Source organism: Macrococcus lamae (genome assembly GCF_004359545.1).
Classification (GTDB): domain Bacteria; phylum Bacillota; class Bacilli; order Staphylococcales; family Staphylococcaceae; genus Macrococcus; species Macrococcus lamae.
In genome coordinates, this window is the sequence record NZ_SCWB01000001.1 from 194,520 (window position 1) to 214,661 (window position 20,142).

Annotated in this window: 22 protein-coding genes and 1 other RNA gene; 20 read left to right on the forward strand and 3 right to left on the reverse strand. The window is 39.6% G+C overall.

Features of this window, described 5'->3' with window-relative positions; translation table 11 throughout:
• Nucleotides 1-104 precede the first annotated feature (104 nt).
• Genes ERX29_RS01070 through ERX29_RS01090 form a run of 5 tightly spaced genes read left to right on the forward strand, consistent with a single transcriptional unit; the run spans nucleotide 105 to nucleotide 3,489 of the window.
• Nucleotides 105-608 (forward strand): QcrA and Rieske domain-containing protein, encoded by a 504-nt coding sequence (locus ERX29_RS01070; protein ID WP_133442825.1) that lies wholly within the window; start codon nucleotides 105-107, stop codon nucleotides 606-608.
• 12 nt (nucleotides 609-620) lie between these two features.
• Entirely contained in the window at nucleotides 621-1,295 is a 675-nt protein-coding gene (gene qcrB / locus ERX29_RS01075) for a menaquinol-cytochrome c reductase cytochrome b subunit (RefSeq protein WP_133442826.1), read from the forward strand.
• Nucleotides 1,296-1,327: 32 nt separating this feature from the next.
• Nucleotides 1,328-2,116 (forward strand): menaquinol-cytochrome c reductase cytochrome b/c subunit, encoded by a 789-nt coding sequence (locus ERX29_RS01080; protein ID WP_133442827.1) that lies wholly within the window; start codon nucleotides 1,328-1,330, stop codon nucleotides 2,114-2,116.
• Nucleotides 2,117-2,166: 50 nt separating this feature from the next.
• Nucleotides 2,167-2,736, forward strand: a complete 570-nt coding sequence (locus ERX29_RS01085; protein WP_133442828.1) for a DUF1405 domain-containing protein — start codon at nucleotides 2,167-2,169, stop codon at nucleotides 2,734-2,736.
• A 57-nt stretch (nucleotides 2,737-2,793) separates the two neighbouring features.
• Nucleotides 2,794-3,489: a zinc metallopeptidase gene (locus tag ERX29_RS01090; RefSeq protein ID WP_133442829.1), complete on the forward strand. Its 696-nt coding sequence runs from the start codon at nucleotides 2,794-2,796 to the stop codon at nucleotides 3,487-3,489.
• A 67-nt stretch (nucleotides 3,490-3,556) separates the two neighbouring features.
• On the opposite strand, the gene ERX29_RS01095 is transcribed toward ERX29_RS01090, so the two are convergent.
• Nucleotides 3,557-4,426 carry a YitT family protein gene (locus ERX29_RS01095; RefSeq protein ID WP_133442830.1) on the reverse strand — a complete coding sequence of 290 codons (870 nt, stop codon included), beginning with the start codon at nucleotides 4,424-4,426 and terminating at the stop codon, nucleotides 3,557-3,559.
• A gap of 68 nt (nucleotides 4,427-4,494) precedes the next feature.
• Between ERX29_RS01095 and ERX29_RS01100 the strand changes: the two genes are divergently transcribed.
• The 11 genes from ERX29_RS01100 (at nucleotide 4,495) to ERX29_RS01150 (ending at nucleotide 15,276) form a co-directional block, all read left to right on the forward strand.
• The gene (locus ERX29_RS01100) at nucleotides 4,495-4,818 is read left to right on the forward strand and encodes a nucleotide pyrophosphohydrolase (RefSeq protein ID WP_133442831.1); all 324 of its coding nucleotides are present in this window, start codon (nucleotides 4,495-4,497) and stop codon (nucleotides 4,816-4,818) included.
• Nucleotides 4,815-5,189, forward strand: a complete 375-nt coding sequence (gene mgsA, locus ERX29_RS01105) for a methylglyoxal synthase (protein ID WP_133442832.1) — start codon at nucleotides 4,815-4,817, stop codon at nucleotides 5,187-5,189. The genes ERX29_RS01100 and mgsA overlap by 4 nt, the downstream gene beginning before the upstream one ends.
• A 1-nt stretch (nucleotide 5,190) precedes the next feature.
• The gene (gene bshA / locus ERX29_RS01110) at nucleotides 5,191-6,321 is read left to right on the forward strand and encodes an N-acetyl-alpha-D-glucosaminyl L-malate synthase BshA (RefSeq protein ID WP_133442833.1); all 1,131 of its coding nucleotides are present in this window, start codon (nucleotides 5,191-5,193) and stop codon (nucleotides 6,319-6,321) included.
• Nucleotides 6,305-7,483, forward strand: coding sequence for a CCA tRNA nucleotidyltransferase (locus ERX29_RS01115; protein WP_133442834.1), 1,179 nt, complete (start codon nucleotides 6,305-6,307; stop codon nucleotides 7,481-7,483). Before bshA ends, ERX29_RS01115 begins: the two co-directional genes overlap by 17 nt.
• Complete coding sequence (locus ERX29_RS01120) at nucleotides 7,470-8,450, forward strand: biotin--[acetyl-CoA-carboxylase] ligase (RefSeq protein ID WP_133442835.1); 981 nt, start codon at nucleotides 7,470-7,472, stop codon at nucleotides 8,448-8,450. Before ERX29_RS01115 ends, ERX29_RS01120 begins: the two co-directional genes overlap by 14 nt.
• A 1-nt stretch (nucleotide 8,451) precedes the next feature.
• Nucleotides 8,452-11,049, forward strand: a complete 2,598-nt coding sequence (locus ERX29_RS01125) for a helicase C-terminal domain-containing protein (RefSeq protein WP_133442836.1) — start codon at nucleotides 8,452-8,454, stop codon at nucleotides 11,047-11,049.
• 61 nt (nucleotides 11,050-11,110) lie between these two features.
• Nucleotides 11,111-12,310 (forward strand): pyridoxal phosphate-dependent aminotransferase, encoded by a 1,200-nt coding sequence (locus ERX29_RS01130; RefSeq protein ID WP_133442837.1) that lies wholly within the window; start codon nucleotides 11,111-11,113, stop codon nucleotides 12,308-12,310.
• Nucleotides 12,294-13,586, forward strand: a complete 1,293-nt coding sequence (gene asnS / locus ERX29_RS01135) for an asparagine--tRNA ligase (protein ID WP_133442838.1) — start codon at nucleotides 12,294-12,296, stop codon at nucleotides 13,584-13,586. The genes ERX29_RS01130 and asnS overlap by 17 nt, the downstream gene beginning before the upstream one ends.
• A 53-nt stretch (nucleotides 13,587-13,639) precedes the next feature.
• Nucleotides 13,640-14,308 carry a DnaD domain-containing protein gene (locus ERX29_RS01140; protein ID WP_133442839.1) on the forward strand — a complete coding sequence of 223 codons (669 nt, stop codon included), beginning with the start codon at nucleotides 13,640-13,642 and terminating at the stop codon, nucleotides 14,306-14,308.
• A complete protein-coding gene (nth, locus tag ERX29_RS01145; protein ID WP_133442840.1) occupies nucleotides 14,298-14,957 on the forward strand; it encodes an endonuclease III in 660 nt (219 codons plus the stop codon). Before ERX29_RS01140 ends, nth begins: the two co-directional genes overlap by 11 nt.
• Nucleotides 14,947-15,276, forward strand: a complete 330-nt coding sequence (locus ERX29_RS01150) for a YpoC family protein (protein ID WP_133442841.1) — start codon at nucleotides 14,947-14,949, stop codon at nucleotides 15,274-15,276. Before nth ends, ERX29_RS01150 begins: the two co-directional genes overlap by 11 nt.
• 62 nt (nucleotides 15,277-15,338) lie before the next feature.
• Here the strand turns inward: ERX29_RS01150 and ERX29_RS01155 are convergent, their stop codons facing one another.
• Nucleotides 15,339-17,747, reverse strand: a complete 2,409-nt coding sequence (locus ERX29_RS01155) for a transglycosylase domain-containing protein (protein WP_133442842.1) — start codon at nucleotides 17,745-17,747, stop codon at nucleotides 15,339-15,341.
• Between the two features lie 3 nt (nucleotides 17,748-17,750).
• A complete protein-coding gene (gene recU, locus ERX29_RS01160; RefSeq protein ID WP_133442843.1) occupies nucleotides 17,751-18,359 on the reverse strand; it encodes a Holliday junction resolvase RecU in 609 nt (202 codons plus the stop codon).
• Nucleotides 18,360-18,433: 74 nt separating this feature from the next.
• Here recU and ERX29_RS01165 point away from each other — a divergent pair, with 74 nt between their 5' ends.
• The 4 genes from ERX29_RS01165 to rnpB all read left to right on the forward strand — a co-directional run bounded on the left by ERX29_RS01165 (nucleotide 18,434) and on the right by rnpB (nucleotide 20,063).
• On the forward strand, nucleotides 18,434-18,769 hold the full coding sequence (locus ERX29_RS01165) for a DUF1798 family protein (RefSeq protein WP_133442844.1): 336 nt from the start codon (nucleotides 18,434-18,436) through the stop codon (nucleotides 18,767-18,769).
• A complete protein-coding gene (locus ERX29_RS01170) occupies nucleotides 18,766-19,323 on the forward strand; it encodes an SLOG family protein (protein ID WP_133442845.1) in 558 nt (185 codons plus the stop codon). Before ERX29_RS01165 ends, ERX29_RS01170 begins: the two co-directional genes overlap by 4 nt.
• 10 nt (nucleotides 19,324-19,333) lie before the next feature.
• Nucleotides 19,334-19,645: a DivIVA domain-containing protein gene (locus tag ERX29_RS01175; protein ID WP_133442846.1), complete on the forward strand. Its 312-nt coding sequence runs from the start codon at nucleotides 19,334-19,336 to the stop codon at nucleotides 19,643-19,645.
• Nucleotides 19,646-19,689: 44 nt separating this feature from the next.
• Nucleotides 19,690-20,063: RNase P RNA component class B (gene rnpB / locus ERX29_RS01180), an RNA gene on the forward strand.
• Nucleotides 20,064-20,142: the final 79 nt, after the last annotated feature.

Sequence of the window (20,142 nt, forward strand, 5' to 3'; positions counted from 1 at the left end):
GGACTTATTTCTTCCATCATATTGACCATCAATAGTTATTAAGCTAAAATTGATATGTCCTAGTATATTTTTAGAAAAAGAAGCGTTAGAGGGGGGGAATCTAAATGAGCCAACGTGTCACAAGACGCCAATTTTTAAACTATTCCCTGATGGGAGTTGGGTCATTTATGGCAGCAGGCATTGCTTTGCCGATGGGTCGATTTGCTCTGGATCCATTATTCAAATCAGGCTCTGCAGGCGGTATGATAACAACAAGCGTCAAAATTTCTGAGCTTAAAGAAGAGCCGACAAAGGTTGACTTCAAGTTTGAACAGAAGGACGCATGGTATACAAGTGAAGTGACGGCATTTGCATGGGTATATAAAGACGGCGAAAATGTAGTCGCACTTTCACCAACATGTAAACACTTAGGCTGCACTGTCAACTGGAATGGTGATAAAGAGAATCCGAACCAGTTCTATTGTCCTTGTCATAGTGGTCGTTATGAGAAGAACGGTAAGAATATTCCAGGTACACCACCACTTGCACCGCTTGATCAGTATGAAACCGGCGAAAAAGGCGGTATGCTGACAATCGGTAAAAAGCATCCAAATGAGTTAGCAAAATAAGGAGGGTAAATAATGATCGAGAAAATCTATGATTGGGTCGATGACAGACTTGATGTAACACCAATCTGGCGTGATATCGCGGATCATGAAGTGCCTGAGCATGTCAACCCTGCTTATCACTTTTCTGCTTTCGTCTATTGCTTTGGTGGTCTGACATTCTTCATCACAGTTATTCAAGTTTTGTCAGGAATGTTCCTGACAATGTACTATGTACCAGATATCGTTAATGCGTGGAAATCAGTATACTATCTTCAGCATGATGTTGCAGCTGGAGTCATTGTCCGCGGTATGCACCACTGGGGTGCAAGTTTAGTCGTCGTGATGATGTTTTTGCATACACTACGTGTATTCTTTACAGGATCTTATAAACAGCCTCGTGAGTTGAACTGGGTTGTTGGTGTATTAATTTTCTTTGTAATGCTTGGTCTAAGTTTTACAGGTTACTTATTACCGTGGGATATGAAAGCATTATTCGGAACGAAAGTCGGACTTCAGATTGCTGAAGCTGTTCCGTTCATCGGCGGCTGGGTGAAAACACTTCTTGCAGGTGATCCTGAAATCGTCGGAGCTCAGACGTTGACACGATTCTTCGCTATTCATGTCTTCTTCCTGCCAGCATGTTTATTCGCTTTATTAGCGGCGCATTTTATCATGATCAGAAAACAAGGTATTTCAGGCCCACTATAAAACCGAATATACTATAAAGGAGGTAATGAGGAATGCATAAAGGAAAAGGTATGACATTTGTTGGTGACTCTCGTATTAAACAGTACAAGAAAGCCAAATTAAATAGAGATTATTCAGAATTTCCCGGAAAAACAGAGAGTTTCTGGCCGGATTTCTTATTGAAGGAATGGATGACAGGCGCAGTATTTTTAGTCGCATTCTTATGTCTGACTGTTGCTCACCCATCACCACTTGAACGTGTAGCTGATGCTTCTGATACGGGTTACACACCGCTTCCAGACTGGTACTTCTTATTTCTGTATCAGATTCTGAAGTATACGTACGCTTCAGGTCCATTTAATACATTCGGTGCAATCGTATTACCTGGTCTTGCATTCGGTGCCTTATTACTCGCACCATGGTTAGACCGAGGTAGTGAACGTAAATGGTATAAACGCCCTATCGCCTCAGGGTTGATGCTTGCAGCTTTTAGTATTATCTTTTATACAACATGGGAATCAGCAGCATACCATGACTGGGAAAAACAAGAAGCTCAAGGTGCGATTTCATTTACTAACTTAGATAAAAAGGATCCAACATACGAAAATATCATTAAATCTAACTGTACAAGCTGTCACGGTGGTGAGTTGACAGGTGGTGCGGGTCCGAACTTAGTTAAAGCTAATTTACCTGCTGCCGGTGTTGAAGCATTCGTCACTAACGGTAACGGAGCTATGCCATCTTTCAAAGATACACTGTCTAAAGAACAAATTAAGGAAGTCGGTAAGTTTATCGAAGGGCTTCATGAGACCGATGAAAACGGCAAAGAGTTGAAAAAGTAATATACAAAGAGTCATCTGAGAAGATGGCTCTTTTTTTATAGGAGGTCAAAATGAAACAGCAGTTCTATTTCTGGATGATGAACCGTTATTTTCTTGTTTTTCTTATTATGTGTAATCTGCTTGGAACATTGTATGGATATTATTGGTACGGGAGTCAACTTGCTCGTACGAAGTGGTACTTCATGCCGTTTGTGCCTGACAGTCCGACAGCTTCACTTTTTTTAGTTATAGCACTTATCTTCATAGTTGCTGGCAGACATTCAGGGCTGATGGAATCTCTAGCATTTGTGACTTTAATTAAATATGGTGTATGGGCAGTTGTCATGAATATTTTTACGTTTATAGAAATTGAGGAAGTGACAGGAACAGGATTAATGCTTTGTCTTTCTCACGGAATCATGGCGATTGAAGCACTGATATTTCTTCCGTTCTTTAAAATCAAAAAATGGCATATATTGGTGACAATCATCTGGGTATTTCATAACGATGTCATCGATTATGTCTATATGCAGTATCCTGTATACAGCATGTTGGAACAATATATCAGACATATCGGTTACTTTGCTTTCTGGTTGTCAGTAATTCCATTGGTCCTATTATGGAACAGATATATTAGATAATATTATTTGACTTAATCTGACCATCTTATTAAAATAAGATTAAAGGAGAGTGTATCAATGGGTTATATTATATATTTCGTATTAATCATGTTAATTCCTATGTATTTTCAGGCTCGAGTTAAATCTACTTATAATAAATATTCAAAAGTAAGATCGACTTCAGGAAAATCAGGAAAACAAGTCGCAGAAGAAATTTTAACAGCAAATGGTATTCATGATGTACAGGTAGTAGAAGGTCAAGGATTCTTATCTGATCATTACGATCCACGTTCTAAACGCGTAGTTCTCAGTCCATCGAATTTCAGACAGCCAAGTGTAGCGGGAACAGCGATTGCTGCTCATGAAGTTGGTCATGCTATCCAGCATGCGACTGGATATGGCTTTCTAAAATTCAGAACAAGTTTATTGCCGCTTGCTAATTTAGGTACGTCTTTCAGTTATTTACTGATTATGATTGGAGCTGTTCTGACAAGTATTTCTAATGCTGGCGGTGGTATCGGTGCCATGGCTATCTGGGCAGGTGTTGCGTTAATGGCATTTGCAGTATTGTTCTCCATTGTGACGCTACCTGTAGAATTTGATGCAAGTAAGCGAGCAATGAACCAGATCGAGGCACTTCAAATGGTTGATGCTCAAGAATACCGTCATGCAAAATCAGTATTATCCGCAGCGGCAATGACTTATGTCGCAGCAACAGCAGTCGCGGTAGCAGAATTTGTAAGAATGTTCATGCTTGCAAGAAGCAGTGATTAAATAGCAAAAAAGAACCGGATTTCATATCATGAAGATATGGATCCGGTTCTTTTTTGTATGATTCAAGTTAATGATCTTTAATCAGCTGTTTATTTTCATCCAATGTAAACCCTTCACCTAATACATCATGAACTTCAAGTAACGAGACAAAAGCATGAGGATCAATGGAATGGATAATCTGTTTCAATCGTGTCAGCTCATTTTTAGGGACAACGCAGTAGAGCATTGGACGACTTGTTTTAGAATAATGGCCCAGGGCAGAAATCTGTGTGACCCCTCGTTCTAGCAGCTCATTGATTTCATCTCCGATTCTTTCATGATGTTCAGAAATAATAAGTGCACCACGTGCTGAATAACCGGCATCCTGAATCGCATCGATGACACGTGCACCGACAAACACACAGACCAGTGTATATAATGTCAACTTGTAATCCCCGATAGTGATAAGAGTGAGGAAAATGACAAAACAGTCAAAGATAAACATCGTCCGTCCCATAGCAACATCGAAATATTTCTTCATAAGTCGTGCTACGATATCTACACCTCCGGTCGTGCCGCCAAACCGAAAGATAATTCCGAGGCCAAGTCCAATTAATACCCCCCCGCATAAAGCGACAAGCAGCAGGTCATTCTGTAAATGAATCGCTGCTGGAAAAAGCTCACATAAATATAGAAAAACCGATACACTGATAGTCCCAACTAAAGTATAGATGAATGACATTTTTCCAAGCAGATGATAACCGACAAAAAATAACGGAATGTTAAAAATTAAGTTCAGTACAGCAGGGCTCCAGTTAAATAAATGATATAATATAAGAGCGATGCCAGTGAAACCACCTTCTGTCAGATGGTGCGCCATATTAAAATTAACGATACCGAAACTAAATATAAAACTTCCAAGTAGAATCATTACTATATTAAGCGGCTTGATAGTCATGCGCAGTAATACCCCCTTTATAATTCAATAATAAACATCAACACCATAGATATGCAATAGGAGGTTCTATGAAAAATTTAACTGAAATGCAGCAGGAAGTAGATGTCTATATCAATCAATTTAAGTCCGGCTACTTTACACCGATGGAGAATATGGTCAGATTAACTGAAGAAGTCGGAGAATTGGCAAGAGAAATCAATCATGTCTATGGTCCTAAACAGAAAAAATTATCTGAACGGGAAAAAGAGATCGGTATGGAACTTGCAGATAATCTATTTGTGTTAATATGTCTTGCTAATTCGATGGATATCGATCTGACAGATTATTTTAATAGAACAATGGACAAGTTCAAGACAAGAGATAAAAATCGATTTGAAAGGAGAGAACAATGAAATTCGCAATTATTGCTCACGATCAAAAAAAAGAAGCACTGGTCACCTTTATCAAACAGCATATAGAAGAGTTCACTAAGCATGAATTATATGCTACAGGTACTACTGGTCTACGAGTGTCAGAACAGACAGGTCTGAATGTTCATCGGTTTAAATCAGGTCCACTTGGCGGCGATCAGGAAATAGGAGCACTGGTCGCTAATAAGGAAATAGATGCGATATTCTTCTTCAGAGATCCACTGACTGCACAGCCGCATGAACCAGATGTTTCTGCGCTGCTCCGATTGTCAGATGTCTATGACGTTCCACTGGCGACGAACGAGGGGAGCGCCGGCGCAATCATTAGTTATTATGAAAGTATAGGTGATTAAAGTGAAGATAGGAATTACTTGTTATCCGACGATGGGTGGCTCAGGAATCATTGCAACTGAACTAGGAATGATGATGGCAGAACGTGGACACGATGTTCATTTCATCACATCAAACACGCCATTTAGAATACAGTTTCAGCGACCGAATATTACATTGCATCAAGTAGATGTCAATCAATATGCAGTATTCCAGTATCCTCCGTATGATATTACGCTTGCAACTAAGATTGCTGAAGTTATTAACAACTATGATCTGGACGTCCTGCATATGCACTATGCTGTTCCCCATGCAATCTGCGGTATACTGGCAAGACAGATCGCTCGGAAGGACGTCAAGATTGTGACGACTCTTCATGGGACGGATATTACTGTGCTCGGCTATGATTCTACTTTACGAGAAGCCATTAAATTCGGTATTGAAGAAAGTGATGTCGTCACTAGCGTGAGTGATGCTCTGATTGAAGAGACAAAACAGGTCATAAACCCGAATAAAGATATCGTCACCGTCTATAATTTTATTAATGAAAAAGATTTTGCGATTAGCATTAATCCTGATATTAAACGAAATTATGGAATACCTGATGATTATAAAGTCATTACTCATGTCTCAAACTTCCGAAAAGTCAAACGGATTCAGGACATTATACACACGTTTAAAAAGATACGTTCACAAATAAAAGTGAAATTACTGTTGATCGGTGATGGTCCGGAGTTATCTAAAATGCGTCAACTGGCTAAAAAATTAGGAGTCGCTGAGGATGTATTATTTATCGGTAAGCAGGAGCAGGTGGCACCGTTCTATCAGATGTCGGATTTGTTCTTATTGATGTCCGAGAAGGAAAGTTTTGGTCTTGTACTCCTTGAAGCCATGTACTGCGGCGTCGTTTGTATCGGTACGCGCGCAGGGGGAATTGGTGAAGTCATCAGACATAATGAAACCGGACTTTTAGTTGATGTAGGAGATACAGAAGCTGCAAGTCAGTATGCCATCCGGCTTCTTACAGATGAGGAATATTACAAAGATCTTCAGCTGCATATGCTTGTTGATATTAAAAAGCGGTTTGCATCAGCACATATTACAGACCAGTACGAACAGTTATACCAGGAGTTAATCGATGGACAATCTAAGTAAACTTAAAGAAGCGTTACCTATTATAGAGACACTGGAAGCACATGGACACACAGCGTTCATAGTAGGAGGGGCAGTGAGAAATTATCTGCTCGATATCCCGATCAACGATGTCGATATCACTACAAGTGCATTACCGGACGAAGTAGAACAAATCTTCGCCCGAACAGTTCCTGTAGGTAAAGAACATGGAACGATAATGGTACTGGATGCAGGGGTGCCATTTGAAGTGACGACTTATCGGATAGACGGTGAATATAAGGATTTCAGAAGACCAGATGATGTCATATTTGTTTCAGACTTAAAAGAAGATTTACTACGCCGTGATTTCACGATTAATGCTCTGGCGCTTGACCGTGACTTTCGCGTTATAGATTATACGGGCGGGCAGAATGACTTACAACATCATCTTATTAGAGCAGTAGGAAACCCTTATACCCGGTTTTATGAAGACGCACTTCGCATGCTGCGTGCCTGCCGCTTTCAAAGTGTGCTTGATTTTCAGATTGAAAATTCTACAATGACAGCAATGAACCGACATAGTGAACTTATTAGACATATTGCCATCGAACGAATTATTCTGGAATTCAGGAAGTTGCTGCAGGGGAAGAACCCGAAAGCTGCCATGAAAACGATGGAGGATTCGGCATTACATACTTATATACCAGTGCTTGACCAACTGACACCATTATTATTGCCTGAAAAGGATGTCACTCTTGAAGCTTATTTTGGTTTTTGTCTATATAAACGTATGATAACTGTGCAGGATATCGTTAAATTAAAGTTATCGAATCATGAAGTAAAAGCGATAAAAGACTCCGGAAACATTTACGAGGAATTGTTCAGTGCACAATACACCGAACGGCTGCTGTTATATTATTACGGGAAGAAGCTTGTCGTTAACTGTCTTCAGCTGCTTGCAGCTCTGCAGATTGAAGTCAGTCTTACGAACCAGCAAGTTGACTCAATCTACCGTGAGTTGACTATAAAAGAACGAGCTGATATTGCAGTAGATGGCTATGTATTGATGACTCATTTGAGTCGTCAAGGTGGCAGCTGGCTGAAAAGTCTGCTGAGCAGTATTGAAGAACAGATTGTTCTAGGTAAACTGCTAAATAATAAGGAAGATATTTTAAAGTGGGTAGATAACAATGTCAAAATATAAATTTACTATATTATCCTATCTGTATGACCATAAAGATCAACATGTATCTGGACAGAAAATTGCTGAGCAGTTGAACATTAGTCGTACAGCAGTATGGAAGACAATTGAAACCTTGAAAGAGGAAGGATTTGTGATTGAGTCCATTCAGAACAAAGGGTATAAGATCATTCAATTTCCTGATGTCTGGGATAATAATCTCATGCGACTGCTGATTGGAAATTCCGAGTATTTCAAATCAATCTATGTATACAAGGAAGTCACTTCAACTCAGAAAATGGCTCATGAGAAGTTGCTGACTAATCAGGAACCTTTTATCGTCATCAGTGAGGTTCAGAATTCAGGACGTGGAAGATTTAATCGTGTCTGGGATTCTCAAGGAGAGAAAGGATTATGGATGAGCCTTGTATTTAATCCGCATATTTCTTTTCAGAAAATCGCGACATTCAATTTATTTATTTCGCTTGCTATAGCTGAAACAATGCGCTCTGAATTTAAGGTTAATGCTCAAGTCAAGTGGCCGAATGATATTTATATTAATGATAAGAAAGTATGCGGTTTTCTTACTGAAATTAACGGAGATTCAACAGGGGTTCATCATATTATATGCGGAATAGGAATTAATTTGAATCATGCACTGATGGATTTTCCTGAGGATCTTCAGCGTAAAGCAACGAGTATCTCTCTTGAGAGCGGACATACAATTAATCGTTATACGTTCTTTGAGGCGTTATATCGCCGTATTGAGCTGTATTATCAGCGATTCATGACTACGGAGTTCAGTGAAATCAAGGAGCAGTACACAGCCTACTCAAATATTTGGGGGAGAACGCTGCGATACACAGAAGGCAGTAAGCAGGTGATGGGGGAAGCTATTGAAATCAAGGACGATGGCCGACTTATTGTTCGTGACGCGGATGGAATGACTCATCAGTTTATCAGTGCTGACATAGAAATGCAGGTGGAATGACATGCAGTTTGCAGTCGTCGATATAGAAACTACAGGTAATAACGCTGCAGTTGATGACATTATTCAAATAGGAATTGTCCTGATGGAAAACAACAAAATCATCCATCAGTTTGACAGTTATATTTACACGGAAGAAACTATCACGCCGTTTATTGAATCATTGACAGGAATCAATAACGATATGCTTCAAAGTGCACCGACGTTCAGTCAGCTGGCTCCTTACATTCTTGAACTTCTGGATAACAAAGTGTTTGTCGCCCATAATATTAATTTTGACTTGAATTTTTTGACACAATTGTTTAATAAGTATGATATCGCATTTAAACCTAGGTATACGATTGATACAATAGATGTGTTTAAAATTTTTTATCCCGATCAGACGAGTTATCAGCTAGGAGTTATAGCAGCAGCGCTTGACGTGCCGCTCATTACTGCTCATAGTGCGATAGCTGATGCGGAAGCAACGGCGAATCTTCTCATTAAATGTCTTGATAAAGCAGCATCGTTACCGAAAGAAACATTGATACAGCTCTATCATCTGGCAAAACGGCTGAAAAATGATATCGACCATATGCTTTTTCCGATCATAGAAAGCCACAAGACTTCTCAAGTCTTTTTGGAAGCAGCAGGTTTAAAGTACATACCGTCAACCAGATTATTTGTTAGAGGTGAAATTGATAAAAGTCTCCCTGAATTCTATGAACAGATCATTAAAGCTAACCAATTGAATTATCGAAAAGAGCAGCTTTATTTAGCGGAACTACTATACGCTAACATGGTGTCAAATAAAGTGAAAATGATTGAAGCAGAAGTTGGAAGCGGAAAGACGCTGGCCTATTTAACTGCTGCAGTTTACTATGTTTTAACCCATGGTGATAATATTTTATTGACGACGGCTACTAAGGCACTGCAGCAGCAGCTACTACATGCAGATGCAGCTAAGATTGAGAAGACACTTGGCTACCAGTTACCGCTCGTCCTATTAAAAAGTAAGCGGAATTATATTTCAGTGGAGTTTGTTAAATTTATCCTTGATGACCAAAAAGAAAATCATGATATTCTACTTCTTAAAATGCAGCTCCTTGTTTTTCTGCTGGAAAAACAGGACGGAGACATTGAACGGATGAATCTGAATGGTGGCAGGAAAATTTATTTTGAGCTGATGAGAAACCTCTACAAGGCGAAGCAGGATACTTACCTTTATCAGAATGTCAAAGAAATTGATGTGCCGATGCTCGGTATTACCAATCATTCTCATCTGCTGCATTCAGGTCACGAAGGCTTTCCTAAATATTTCCGGCATCTCATCATTGATGAGGGGCATCAACTGCAGGAAGTTGCCTTAAATCACACTTTCACGGAATGGAACTATCAGTCAGTGAAATATAATTTGTCACAATTGTCTAAGGAAGATGGACTGCTGTTTACAGATTATAGAAACATCAAGACGGATAAAACATCCATACATTCTATGAAAACTTCTCATATTGAGCTGAAGGATCTCCTACTCGAGATAGAACGGTTAAATGATTTATTTTTTGATGAGCTGAGTAGTCATGACCATCATCGTTCACTTTTAGAGCTGAAAACCGGTAATATTGTTCTGCTGCAGCTCGTTGAAAAATTGCAGTTATTCAATGCTCTAGTCGAAGAGCTGCCATTGAACCGTATGGTAAAAAAGCAGGCGCGAAACGTCCTTCATATCTTTTTGCAGATTAAACAGGCGATTGATAAAGGACAATTGGTATTCTACGGAGCTTACAGTGCTTCAAAGTCAACAGTGTCAATCTTTGTCAAAGATCGCAAGCTTGACGATGTATTTAATAAGCAGCTGCTAAGTCATTTCGATTCTCTGGCTTTAATTTCTGGTTCACTGCTGCTTGATCAATCAGTGAAACATTTAAGGCCGTTGCTGGGCCGATATGAGCGTGAGATTATTGCGTTTAATCCAATGCACCGCGATGAGAAAGTAACTTTCTTCATACCAGAAGATATTCCGCTGTTTGACTACCGGTCAACAGACAATTTTGTCGAGCAGGTCGTTCTATATATCACATCTTACTTATCGACAGGACATAAGAAAATGCTGATTTTATTCAATAATTATCAGCTGATTCAGGAAGTCGAGCAATACTTGTCAGCAGTAACAGATCATGTTCTGCTCGTACAGACACAGCAGTCTAATCCCCACAAACTTCTGACTCAGTTCAATCAGCTCGACAGAGCACTGCTGCTCGGGACTCAGTCATTTTATGAAGGTCTGGATTATCAGTCTGATACGTTTAAATGTGTGATGATTGTCAGCCTGCCGTTTATCCATCCTAATGACAAGAGAGTCATGCTGATGCAGGACGAGACAGCTGACAGTTTCGACCAGTACCAGCTGCCATACGCCGCGACTAAAGTGAGACAGGCAGCAGGTCGTCTGATTCGAAATGAAGATGATGATGGAATGATTATCTGTATGGACCGGAGAATAGTCGAGGCACATTATCATCAAGTCTTTGACAGTGTGCTGAATCATTATCATGTTAAGCGCGGTAAATTGAATGACTTTGTCTCATGGATCGAGAAAAACAAGCCTGCCAAAAATAAATGATTTAAAGAATAGGATTAACTTTGGTAAACTATAACTAACTACTGTATAAGGAGCTGTACCCATGGAATTATCACATCGTGTTCAACAATTGACACCTTCATCAACACTTGCCATTACAGCTAAAGCTAATGAACTTAAAGCAAATGGCGAGCCGGTCATCGGTCTTGCAGCAGGAGAACCTGACTTTAATACTCCAGCTAATATCATTGAAGCAGCTTTCAAAGCGGTCAACGAAGGAAAGACTAAGTACACACCTGCAGGGGGACTTCCTGCATTGAAACAAGCCATTCAGCAGAAACTGGAAAAAGACAATTTATCTTATGAACTGAATGAAATTATGGTAGCTTCTGGTGCAAAGCATGCACTTTACAACTTGTTCCAGTCAATCTTAAATGAAGGTGACGAAGTCATCATACCGATTCCATACTGGGTGAGTTATCCTGAACAGGTGATTCTTGCCGGCGGAAAACCCGTTTTTGTCTTTACAGACGAAACTACAAACTATAAACTGACGAGAGAAATGCTTGATACTGTCGTCACTTCAAAAACTAAGGCCTTGATTCTAAATTCACCAAGCAATCCATCAGGTGTCATTTATGACAGAGAAGAGCTGGAGCAGGTTGCGAATTTCGCTGTAAGTAATGATATTATCGTGATTTCTGATGAAATTTATGAGACATTAATCTATGACGGTACTCACGTCAGTATAGCCAGCCTAAATGAAGACATTAAACGCCTGACGATAGTCATTAACGGTGTGTCAAAAAGCCATTCGATGACTGGCTGGCGTATCGGTTATGCAGCAGGCGATGCGAAACTCATCAAAGCGATGACTGACCTTGCCAGTCACTCAACAAGTAATCCGACAACACCGTCCCAATGGGCAGCTGTCGAAGCTTACAATGGCGATGATTCTTTTATTAAGAAAATGAACGGCATCTTTAAAGATAGACTTGAGACCATCTATCCGAAACTGATGGAAATACCAGGTATACAATGTATTAAGCCACGAGGAGCATTCTATCTTTATCCTAATGTCAGTGAAACGATAAAGTTCTGTGGATTTAATACTGCTGACCAGTTTGTAGAACAACTGCTGGATGAAGCACTCGTTGCGGTCGTACCGGGTTCAAGTTTTGGTTCACCGGATAACATCCGGCTGTCATATGCCACTGATCTAGATTCGATGCTAGAGGCAATTGAAAGAATGAAACAATTTGTAGAGAAGAGAATGGAGAATAACGATGAAGATAACAATTAATCAGGCCGGCAGTCATGTCGGTGAAACAGTGACGCTAGGTGCGTGGATATTAAATAAGCGCTCAAGCGGAAAAATTGCATTTCTGCAGCTGCGTGACGGTACTGGCTTTTTGCAGGCTGTTGTTGTGAAGGAAGATATTGGAGAAGACTTGTTTAAAACGGCAAAAGGAATTACTCAGGAGAGTTCATTATATGTGACAGGAGTCATCAAAGAAGACGCGCGTTCAGACTTCGGCTATGAAATGGAAGTCACAAATCTTGAGATTATCCATGAAGCAGTAGACTATCCGATTACGCCAAAAGCTCATGGTCCTGAGTTTCTGCTGGACAATCGTCATCTATGGCTGCGTTCCAAGCGTCAGCATGCAGTGATGAAAATTAGAAATGAAGTCATCCGTGCGACTTACGAGTTTTTTAATAACGAAGGCTTCACGAAAATTGATCCGCCGATTCTGACAGGAAGTGCACCAGAAGGAACCAGTGAATTGTTCCATACTAAGTACTTCGAAGAAGATGCATTTCTTTCTCAAAGTGGTCAGCTCTATATGGAAGCGGCAGCGATGGCTCATGGTAAGGTATTTTCCTTTGGACCGACATTCCGTGCTGAAAAATCAAAAACAAGACGGCATTTAATCGAATTCTGGATGATTGAGCCGGAGATGGCTTTCTGTGAACACGAAGACAGTCTTGAAGTTCAGGAGAACTACGTCAGTTACGTCGTCCAGTCTGTCCTAAAAAACTGTGTACTCGATCTCAAGATTTTAGGACGAGACACTGAAAAGCTTGCAAAAGTAGCAGCACCATTTCCACGCATTTCATATACTGAAGCGATTGACCGACTTAAAGAATGGGGATTTGATGATATTGAATGGGGAGATGATTTCGGGGCACCTCATGAAACAGCTATCGCTAATCATTTCGATCTGCCGGTATTTATCATCAACTATCCAACAAAAATCAAACCGTTTTATATGCAGCCGAACCCCGATGAGGAAGGTACAGTAAAATGTGCTGACTTAATAGCACCTGAAGGATACGGTGAAATCATCGGTGGGTCCGAACGTATTAACGATCTTAAGCTGCTGGAAGAACGCATTAATGAACATGGTCTCGATCCAGAATCATATTCTTATTATACTGATTTACGAAAATATGGCAGCGTACCTCACTCAGGATTTGGTCTCGGTCTGGAACGTACAGTTGCCTGGTTGTCCGGTGTCGAGCATGTGAGAGAAACAAGCCCATTCCCGCGACTACTGAACAGATTATATCCATAATAAAACAAAGAGGCTGAAACGCATGTTTCAACCTCTTTCTTGCAGGTGAAAAAATGTTTCAATATATTAATCAACAGCTAGCTGTCCCTAAGCGCCTAATTAGTAATTACTCAAAGCTCGGCATCAATGAAACAGAACTAGTTATTCTTCTAAAAATGATTTTGATCAGCAGTGAAAGCAATGAAATGCCTTCATTTGAAGCAGTAGCAAAAGAAACATCTCTCGACGTTAATCAAGTCGCGACATTAATCCAGGGTCTTATTCAAAAAGACATGCTGCAGGTGACTGTCAATCATTCTGACAGTCACTATAGTGAACATTTCTCTCTTCAGCCCCTTGACGATAAACTAGCGGCATTAGATATTCCAGCTGATGTCATCAATAAGCAGCTTGATTTTACTCAGCTGTTTGAGCGTTTTGAAGTTCAGTTTGGACGGCCCCTTACACCGATTGAGATGCAGACATTGACCCATTGGATTGATACAGATCATCATTCTACTGAGCTGATCAATACAGCACTGGATGAAGCGACAGTTCATGACAAACTCAGCTTTAAATATATTGACCGGATATTGCTGAATTGGAAGAAACGAAACGTAAAAACAATCGATGACTCTAAAGCGGTAAGAAAAGATTTTCAGCAGACGAAGCAGTTCACTAAGACAATTGAGAACTTCCCGGTGTTTGACTGGGTCAATGGAGAAAACCCTTATGATAAGTAAGAAGAAGACAATTGAAATGATCGATGTTATCGGTCAAATGTATCCGGATGCTGAATGTGAGCTGGTTCATGAAAATCCATTTGAACTGACCATAGCAGTATTAATGTCTGCACAGTGTACTGATGCAGCAGTAAACAGAGTCACACGTACGTTGTTTCAGAAATATAAAACACCGGAAGACTATCTTTCTGTACCAGTAGAAGAACTGATGGAAGACATCAGATCAATTGGTCTGTTTAGAAACAAGGCAAAAAACATTCAGGCACTGTGTCAAATATTGATTGACCAGTACAACGGTGAAATACCACGTGAGCATAGTGAACTAGTGAAACTTCCGGGGGTAGGCAGAAAAACTGCTAATGTCGTTGTTTCTGTAGCTTATGGTGTGCCGGCCTTAGCGGTCGATACGCATGTTGAGCGGGTATCTAAACGACTCGGAATATGTAAGTGGAAAGATAATGTCCTGCAGGTAGAGGAAACTTTATGCAATAAAATTCCACGAGAACGCTGGAATAAGACGCATCATCAGTTAATATTCTTTGGTCGATATCATTGTCTCGCGAGAAATCCAAAATGCAATGAGTGCCCACTGCTTATAGACTGCAGAGAAGGGCGAAAGCGGAAGAAGGTGATCATAGATGCAGGCTGAAGAATGGTTTTCAATGAAAGAAACAGAACTGGATAAACTTGCAGATAGTAAGCATCTTCATCAGGAAGAAGGTGTACAGCTGATTGCGGAGTATAGAATCGCGCTACTTGAAATGATGTTTGAGATCAATGATCGTCGGACTGTTAACCTATCCGAACTTTCGGAACTTGAATATAAACCACTCAATGTCGTTGAACGCGTTGATTATTTTTCTCAGAATAAATTTCACTTCATGCGTTACCAGCAGATGAAAACGATGAGACAAGAACTGAAGAAATTAAAAGCAGTGATGGAAATCAGAAAGAAACGAAAAATATAGTTAAAAAGACCTTGAAGGATTGCTTTGTTCCATTCAAGGTCTTTTTTGTGAAGTTGTAATAATTATTGTCCTCTCGCTGCTCTTTCACGTGCAGCCTTGAGGTCAGCGGCAGCTTTTTCACTCGCCGCTTTAAGCTCGGCTGCTGCTTTATCACTGGCTGCTTTTAAATCTTTGGCAGCCTGCTCATTGGGGGTAAGTTCTGTCGTAGGAACTTCAGTTGTTGTTTCTGTAGTTCTTTGTTCCATCTTGGTTTCGGTCGTTGGTTTTTCTGTCGTCGCTTTTTCTGTCGTCGTCCGCTCAGTTGTCACTTTTTCTGTCGTCACAGCTTCTTTGGCAGCCTGTTCAGTCGTCACAGCCTCCTGCTCAGTCTGTTTTGCAGAAGAGGCTGCACGTTCATTGGATGATCGTACAGCTTCTGTGGTGTTGGTAGGATATTCTATTGATGGTTTATTAGGATCAGTTGTTATAGAATTATCAGGATTTGTTCCTGTGACTTTCAACTCTGTACCGATATCAGTAACAGAAGCCGGCTTGTCAAAGTCTTTGCCATCAATCGTACTGATTTCAGTCATTACATTTTTATAAAGGATTTGCGGCAGTATTTGTTCATCATGACCGACAAATGAATTTTCACCGTTCTCAGCAATCTTTGTGAAACCCATCCATACTGACACCGTATACTGCGGTGTATAGCCGTTAATCCACACATCTTTTGCAGCAGAATCCGGCAGATTATATTCCTGGTATGTTTCATCGGCATAAGTCGTTGTTCCTGTCTTTCCTGCCATATTAAGTCCAGGAATTCCGGTGCCATAACCAGAACCATACGGCTCAAATACATCTTTCAGCATATCTGTAATCATGTAAGCAGTATAATCTTCCATCACTTTTTCAGATTTGCGGGTGAATTTAATCGTTTCATCATCTTGAGTAACGATTTTTCTGATAGCAGTTGCTTCATTGTACTGGCCGTTGTTGCCGAAAGCAGAGAAGGCTGCTGCCATCTGTTTGGTCGAGAATTCAGCAGCACCACCACCTAATGCTTCAGCAGGACCCAGATCTTTAGTAGGGAACTTAAGACCTAAATCTTTTGCGAAGTTATAAGATGCATCTGTTGAATCGTTTTTCATAACTTGGAATGTTTTCAATGCAGGAACATTGTAACTTTTTCGAAGCGCATCACGCATCGTGACTATTCCGTGACTTTGCGTATCATAGTTTCTGAATTTGTTCCCGTTGATATCATATTCACTTTCATCCTGTATTTTATGGTCAGTCGGCCATTTTTTGTTTTCAATGATCGGACCGTAACTTAAGATGGGTTTTATCGTAGAACCTACAGCATGAGCATCAGTGGCCTGATTTCGATCAACGACATCTTTATAGTTACGACCGCCGGAAATTGCTGCGAGTCCACCGGTTTTAGTATCTAGAATTGTTACACCAGTCTGGTTATATTTATTTTTATAGATGTTCAGATTATCGACATTATTTTGTAGTGTCTGCTGAGCGTTCATATCCATATTGGTGTAGATACTAAGTCCGCTCGTTAATATATCATTGATGGATTTTCCTTTAAATTCTTTATTATTTTTGATTTCATCTTTGATGACATTGACATATGATGCATATCTCTCATCATTCTGTTCGATATTTTGACGGTCGGCAGTTGTTCTTTCTACTAAATTCGCCGTTAAATCTTCGTTCTGAGCCTTCTCCATCTCTTCTTTAGTGATTCTATTATGACGGTTCATTAAATATAGAACGGTATCTTTTCTTTTTTCTGCTGCTTCTGGATGGTCGTATATGTTATAAGCGTTAGGAATTTGAGGGAGGCCTGCAAGATATGCAGATTCAGCTAATGTCAGCTCATTTAAATCTTTATTAAAATAATAATCGGCTGCTGTTTTGATACCGTATATTCCGTCAGAATAGTAGATTTTGTTCATATACATTTCAAAGATATCATTTTTACCATATTCCTGTTCAAGACGGTAAGATAAATATGCTTCCTGGGCTTTACGCTCAATAGATTTTTTATCTGTTAAAAATGAACGTTTGACAACTTGCTGAGTCAAAGTTGATGCCCCTTGTGAACCGAATCCACCGGTAATATTCTTGAATACAGCACCAGTCAGCCGTTTAAAGTCAAGTGCTCCGTGTTCGTAGAAACGGTTATCTTCAGTCGCAAGGACGGCGTCACGCATCTGGTCAGGGATGTCAGCGAACTTCACACTTTCCCGTTTTTGCCCCATGTACAGGACAGTAGCAAGATTATCATTTTTGTCATATATTTTTGTCGGAAGCTGATCTCTTAAGCTGCTTTCGTTAAAGGAAGGCGCCTTCCATGCATAGTAGATGAACATGCCAAGACCTAATACCAGCATCAAAGCAGCGGCGATGACAATACCCCCGATTATCTGTAGTATTAATTTCTTAGTATTTCTTTTTTTCTTTTTGCTTGTGGCCATGAATTAATCCTCACTCTCATCTTTCATGTTTAAGGCTGCTAAATAATCCAGCCGTGGTTGATATTGATATGGTATTAATATACCATCCTTCTTAATTTCTGTTAAAGCAATTGATTTTCTGCCACCGGACATATAGCGATTCCAGTAAAACATTAAATGTTCCAGAAGGAGTAGATAAACTTCTTCCCAGTGAGTGAATTGAATCAGCAAAAAACAAATACCACCCTGCTGATCGACCTGCTGCATATGCTCAATTTGGTGGTGATGAATGTTCTGAAGAGGGAAACTTGTTTTATTATGTGTTTCCTTTGCCTCAAAATCAATGTGTTTACCACTGTAGATGCCATTATAATCAGTAGTTGACGGAGTTTTGAAATAAGCCTCCTTGATCACTGCTTTACTTCTCATCGGATAATCCACTTTAACGATTTGAACTGGAGTAGGTTTCTTATGAATTACTGCAATCTGACGTGTGATATAATATTGATTGGTCTTATCTATTGCGTCTTCAAAAGACATCCCTCTTTTACCATATTCAATCTTACTATGTTTCTCCTGCTTTGTAACTAAGTCTTTAGTTGTATGTTTTTTTCCGTTAGGATAGTTTACCATTCCAATTCATCCCGTTTTTCTTGTATTATAGACATATAGATGATTTTACCATATCTAAAGAGAGGTTACGCTTAATGTTACATGAATGTATCCAATTTTTAATCGAAGACTTGTCCGCCATTGATAATAATTTTGACGCTGCTAAAAATGGCCGTGAGTTTAACTTCGTCATTGATATACAGCCATTTACTGAACAAGTAGACGGCCACCTCAACGACTTTCTTCTTTATAAGGATGAAATCATTGCGATGAGACTGATGAATCCTATTAAACTTGATCTTATGGTTACCCATTTAAAAGAACTGTCGGTTGCGTGTTTCTTTGAAAAAACAAGCAAGAAGGTTTTTATCGATCAGTTTAAAGCTGTCCAGCATGACCTTCATTATATTGAAAGACAGTCAAGCTTATGAAGACAATGTATGTCACTGGGTATAAGCCATTTGAACTCAATATATTTAAGAATAGTCAGCCGGAAGTGAAATATATCAAGCTGTTTCTTCAGGAACGGCTGAAGCAGTATGCTGAAGAAGGATTGGAATGGGTGATCATTAGTGGTCAGCTTGGTATTGAATTGTGGGCAGCAGAAGCAGCGATTCGTCTGAAAAAGAATTATGGGCTAAAGCTTGCTATAATTACTCCTTTTTTAGAGCATACATCAAAATGGAATGAAGAGAATCAGCTGTATTATCAGAAGATCAATGATTCCGCAGATTTTATCTCAACTGTTTTTGAACAGCCCTACCTGGGAGGATACATGTTCAAGGCAGCTACTGAATTTATATTGAACAATACAGACGGCACACTTCTGCTATATGATGATGAACGAGAAGGAAGTCCGAAATATACATTACATACCCTCATTGATTTTACGGCTGAAAATGACTATACTATGGATATTATTTCACTTGATGATTTATCAGTGTTCATAAACGACTATTTAAGTAATCAATGGGAGAATGGATGAGGTGTAATAAATGGAAGATTTAACTTTAAAATTATCTGCAAAAGATATTTACGAAAAAGAATTTGAAAGAACAATGATCCGTGGTTTTAAACCAGAAGATGTTGATGGTTTTCTTGATGAAGTGATTGCAGATTATCAGAAGATGGACGATCTCAACAATCAGCTGTTAAAAGTAATGGATGAAAACAAAAAGCTGAAAAGAGAAGTAGAAGACTTGAGAATTCGAGTGGCAACCGGCAGACATGAATCAAGTGCTCAACATAATAACTATGATCTTATGAAAAGAATTTCTAATCTAGAAAAAGCTGTTTTTGGAAAATAGTATTTTTTTTAGTAATGTGATATAATTAAAAACACTTGCGAAGATATCTCGGATAATCGCTATATACTTAGTATGTAGAGGAAAGTCCATGCTCACACAGACCTGAGATGGCTGTAGTGATCGTGCCTGGCGAAACAATAAGCCAGGGCATTAATTTGACGGCAACGAACAGACCTAAGTCTTTAGATATGGTTTCAGTAGTTTGAAAGTGCCACAGTGACGTAGCTTTTTTAGAAATAAAAAAGGTGGAACGCGGTAAACCCCTCGAGTGAGCAATCCAAATTTGGTAGGAGCACTTTTCTAGCGGAAATGAACGTATAGAAGAGGTATGGTTACATACAGACAGATGATTATCACCGGCGTACGAGAGTAACTAGACTCGCTAGCAGTACTAAGGAACAGAACATGGCTTACAGAGATATCTTTCTAGGTTAGCTCTCCGGTTAAAGGAGAGCTTTTTTGTTTGTCATTTAATCAAATATAAATGATATGATGGA

What these genes read in the sequence shown, in the direction of transcription:
- ERX29_RS01070 (WP_133442825.1), top strand. Translation starts at nt 105, where the DNA reads ATGAGCCAACGTGTCACAAGACGCCAATTTTTAAACTATTCCCTGATG.
- qcrB (WP_133442826.1), top strand. Translation starts at nt 621, where the DNA reads ATGATCGAGAAAATCTATGATTGGGTCGATGACAGACTTGATGTAACA.
- ERX29_RS01080 (WP_133442827.1), top strand. Translation starts at nt 1,328, where the DNA reads ATGCATAAAGGAAAAGGTATGACATTTGTTGGTGACTCTCGTATTAAA.
- ERX29_RS01085 (WP_133442828.1), top strand. Translation starts at nt 2,167, where the DNA reads ATGAAACAGCAGTTCTATTTCTGGATGATGAACCGTTATTTTCTTGTT.
- ERX29_RS01090 (WP_133442829.1), top strand. Translation starts at nt 2,794, where the DNA reads ATGGGTTATATTATATATTTCGTATTAATCATGTTAATTCCTATGTAT.
- ERX29_RS01095 (WP_133442830.1), bottom strand. Translation starts at nt 4,426, where the DNA reads ATGACTATCAAGCCGCTTAATATAGTAATGATTCTACTTGGAAGTTTT.
- ERX29_RS01100 (WP_133442831.1), top strand. Translation starts at nt 4,495, where the DNA reads ATGAAAAATTTAACTGAAATGCAGCAGGAAGTAGATGTCTATATCAAT.
- mgsA (WP_133442832.1), top strand. Translation starts at nt 4,815, where the DNA reads ATGAAATTCGCAATTATTGCTCACGATCAAAAAAAAGAAGCACTGGTC.
- ERX29_RS01115 (WP_133442834.1), top strand. Translation starts at nt 6,305, where the DNA reads ATGGACAATCTAAGTAAACTTAAAGAAGCGTTACCTATTATAGAGACA.
- ERX29_RS01120 (WP_133442835.1), top strand. Translation starts at nt 7,470, where the DNA reads ATGTCAAAATATAAATTTACTATATTATCCTATCTGTATGACCATAAA.
- ERX29_RS01125 (WP_133442836.1), top strand. Translation starts at nt 8,452, where the DNA reads ATGCAGTTTGCAGTCGTCGATATAGAAACTACAGGTAATAACGCTGCA.
- ERX29_RS01130 (WP_133442837.1), top strand. Translation starts at nt 11,111, where the DNA reads ATGGAATTATCACATCGTGTTCAACAATTGACACCTTCATCAACACTT.
- asnS (WP_133442838.1), top strand. Translation starts at nt 12,294, where the DNA reads ATGAAGATAACAATTAATCAGGCCGGCAGTCATGTCGGTGAAACAGTG.
- ERX29_RS01140 (WP_133442839.1), top strand. Translation starts at nt 13,640, where the DNA reads ATGTTTCAATATATTAATCAACAGCTAGCTGTCCCTAAGCGCCTAATT.
- nth (WP_133442840.1), top strand. Translation starts at nt 14,298, where the DNA reads ATGATAAGTAAGAAGAAGACAATTGAAATGATCGATGTTATCGGTCAA.
- ERX29_RS01150 (WP_133442841.1), top strand. Translation starts at nt 14,947, where the DNA reads ATGCAGGCTGAAGAATGGTTTTCAATGAAAGAAACAGAACTGGATAAA.
- ERX29_RS01155 (WP_133442842.1), bottom strand. Translation starts at nt 17,747, where the DNA reads ATGGCCACAAGCAAAAAGAAAAAAAGAAATACTAAGAAATTAATACTA.
- recU (WP_133442843.1), bottom strand. Translation starts at nt 18,359, where the DNA reads ATGGTAAACTATCCTAACGGAAAAAAACATACAACTAAAGACTTAGTT.
- ERX29_RS01165 (WP_133442844.1), top strand. Translation starts at nt 18,434, where the DNA reads ATGTTACATGAATGTATCCAATTTTTAATCGAAGACTTGTCCGCCATT.
- ERX29_RS01170 (WP_133442845.1), top strand. Translation starts at nt 18,766, where the DNA reads ATGAAGACAATGTATGTCACTGGGTATAAGCCATTTGAACTCAATATA.
- ERX29_RS01175 (WP_133442846.1), top strand. Translation starts at nt 19,334, where the DNA reads ATGGAAGATTTAACTTTAAAATTATCTGCAAAAGATATTTACGAAAAA.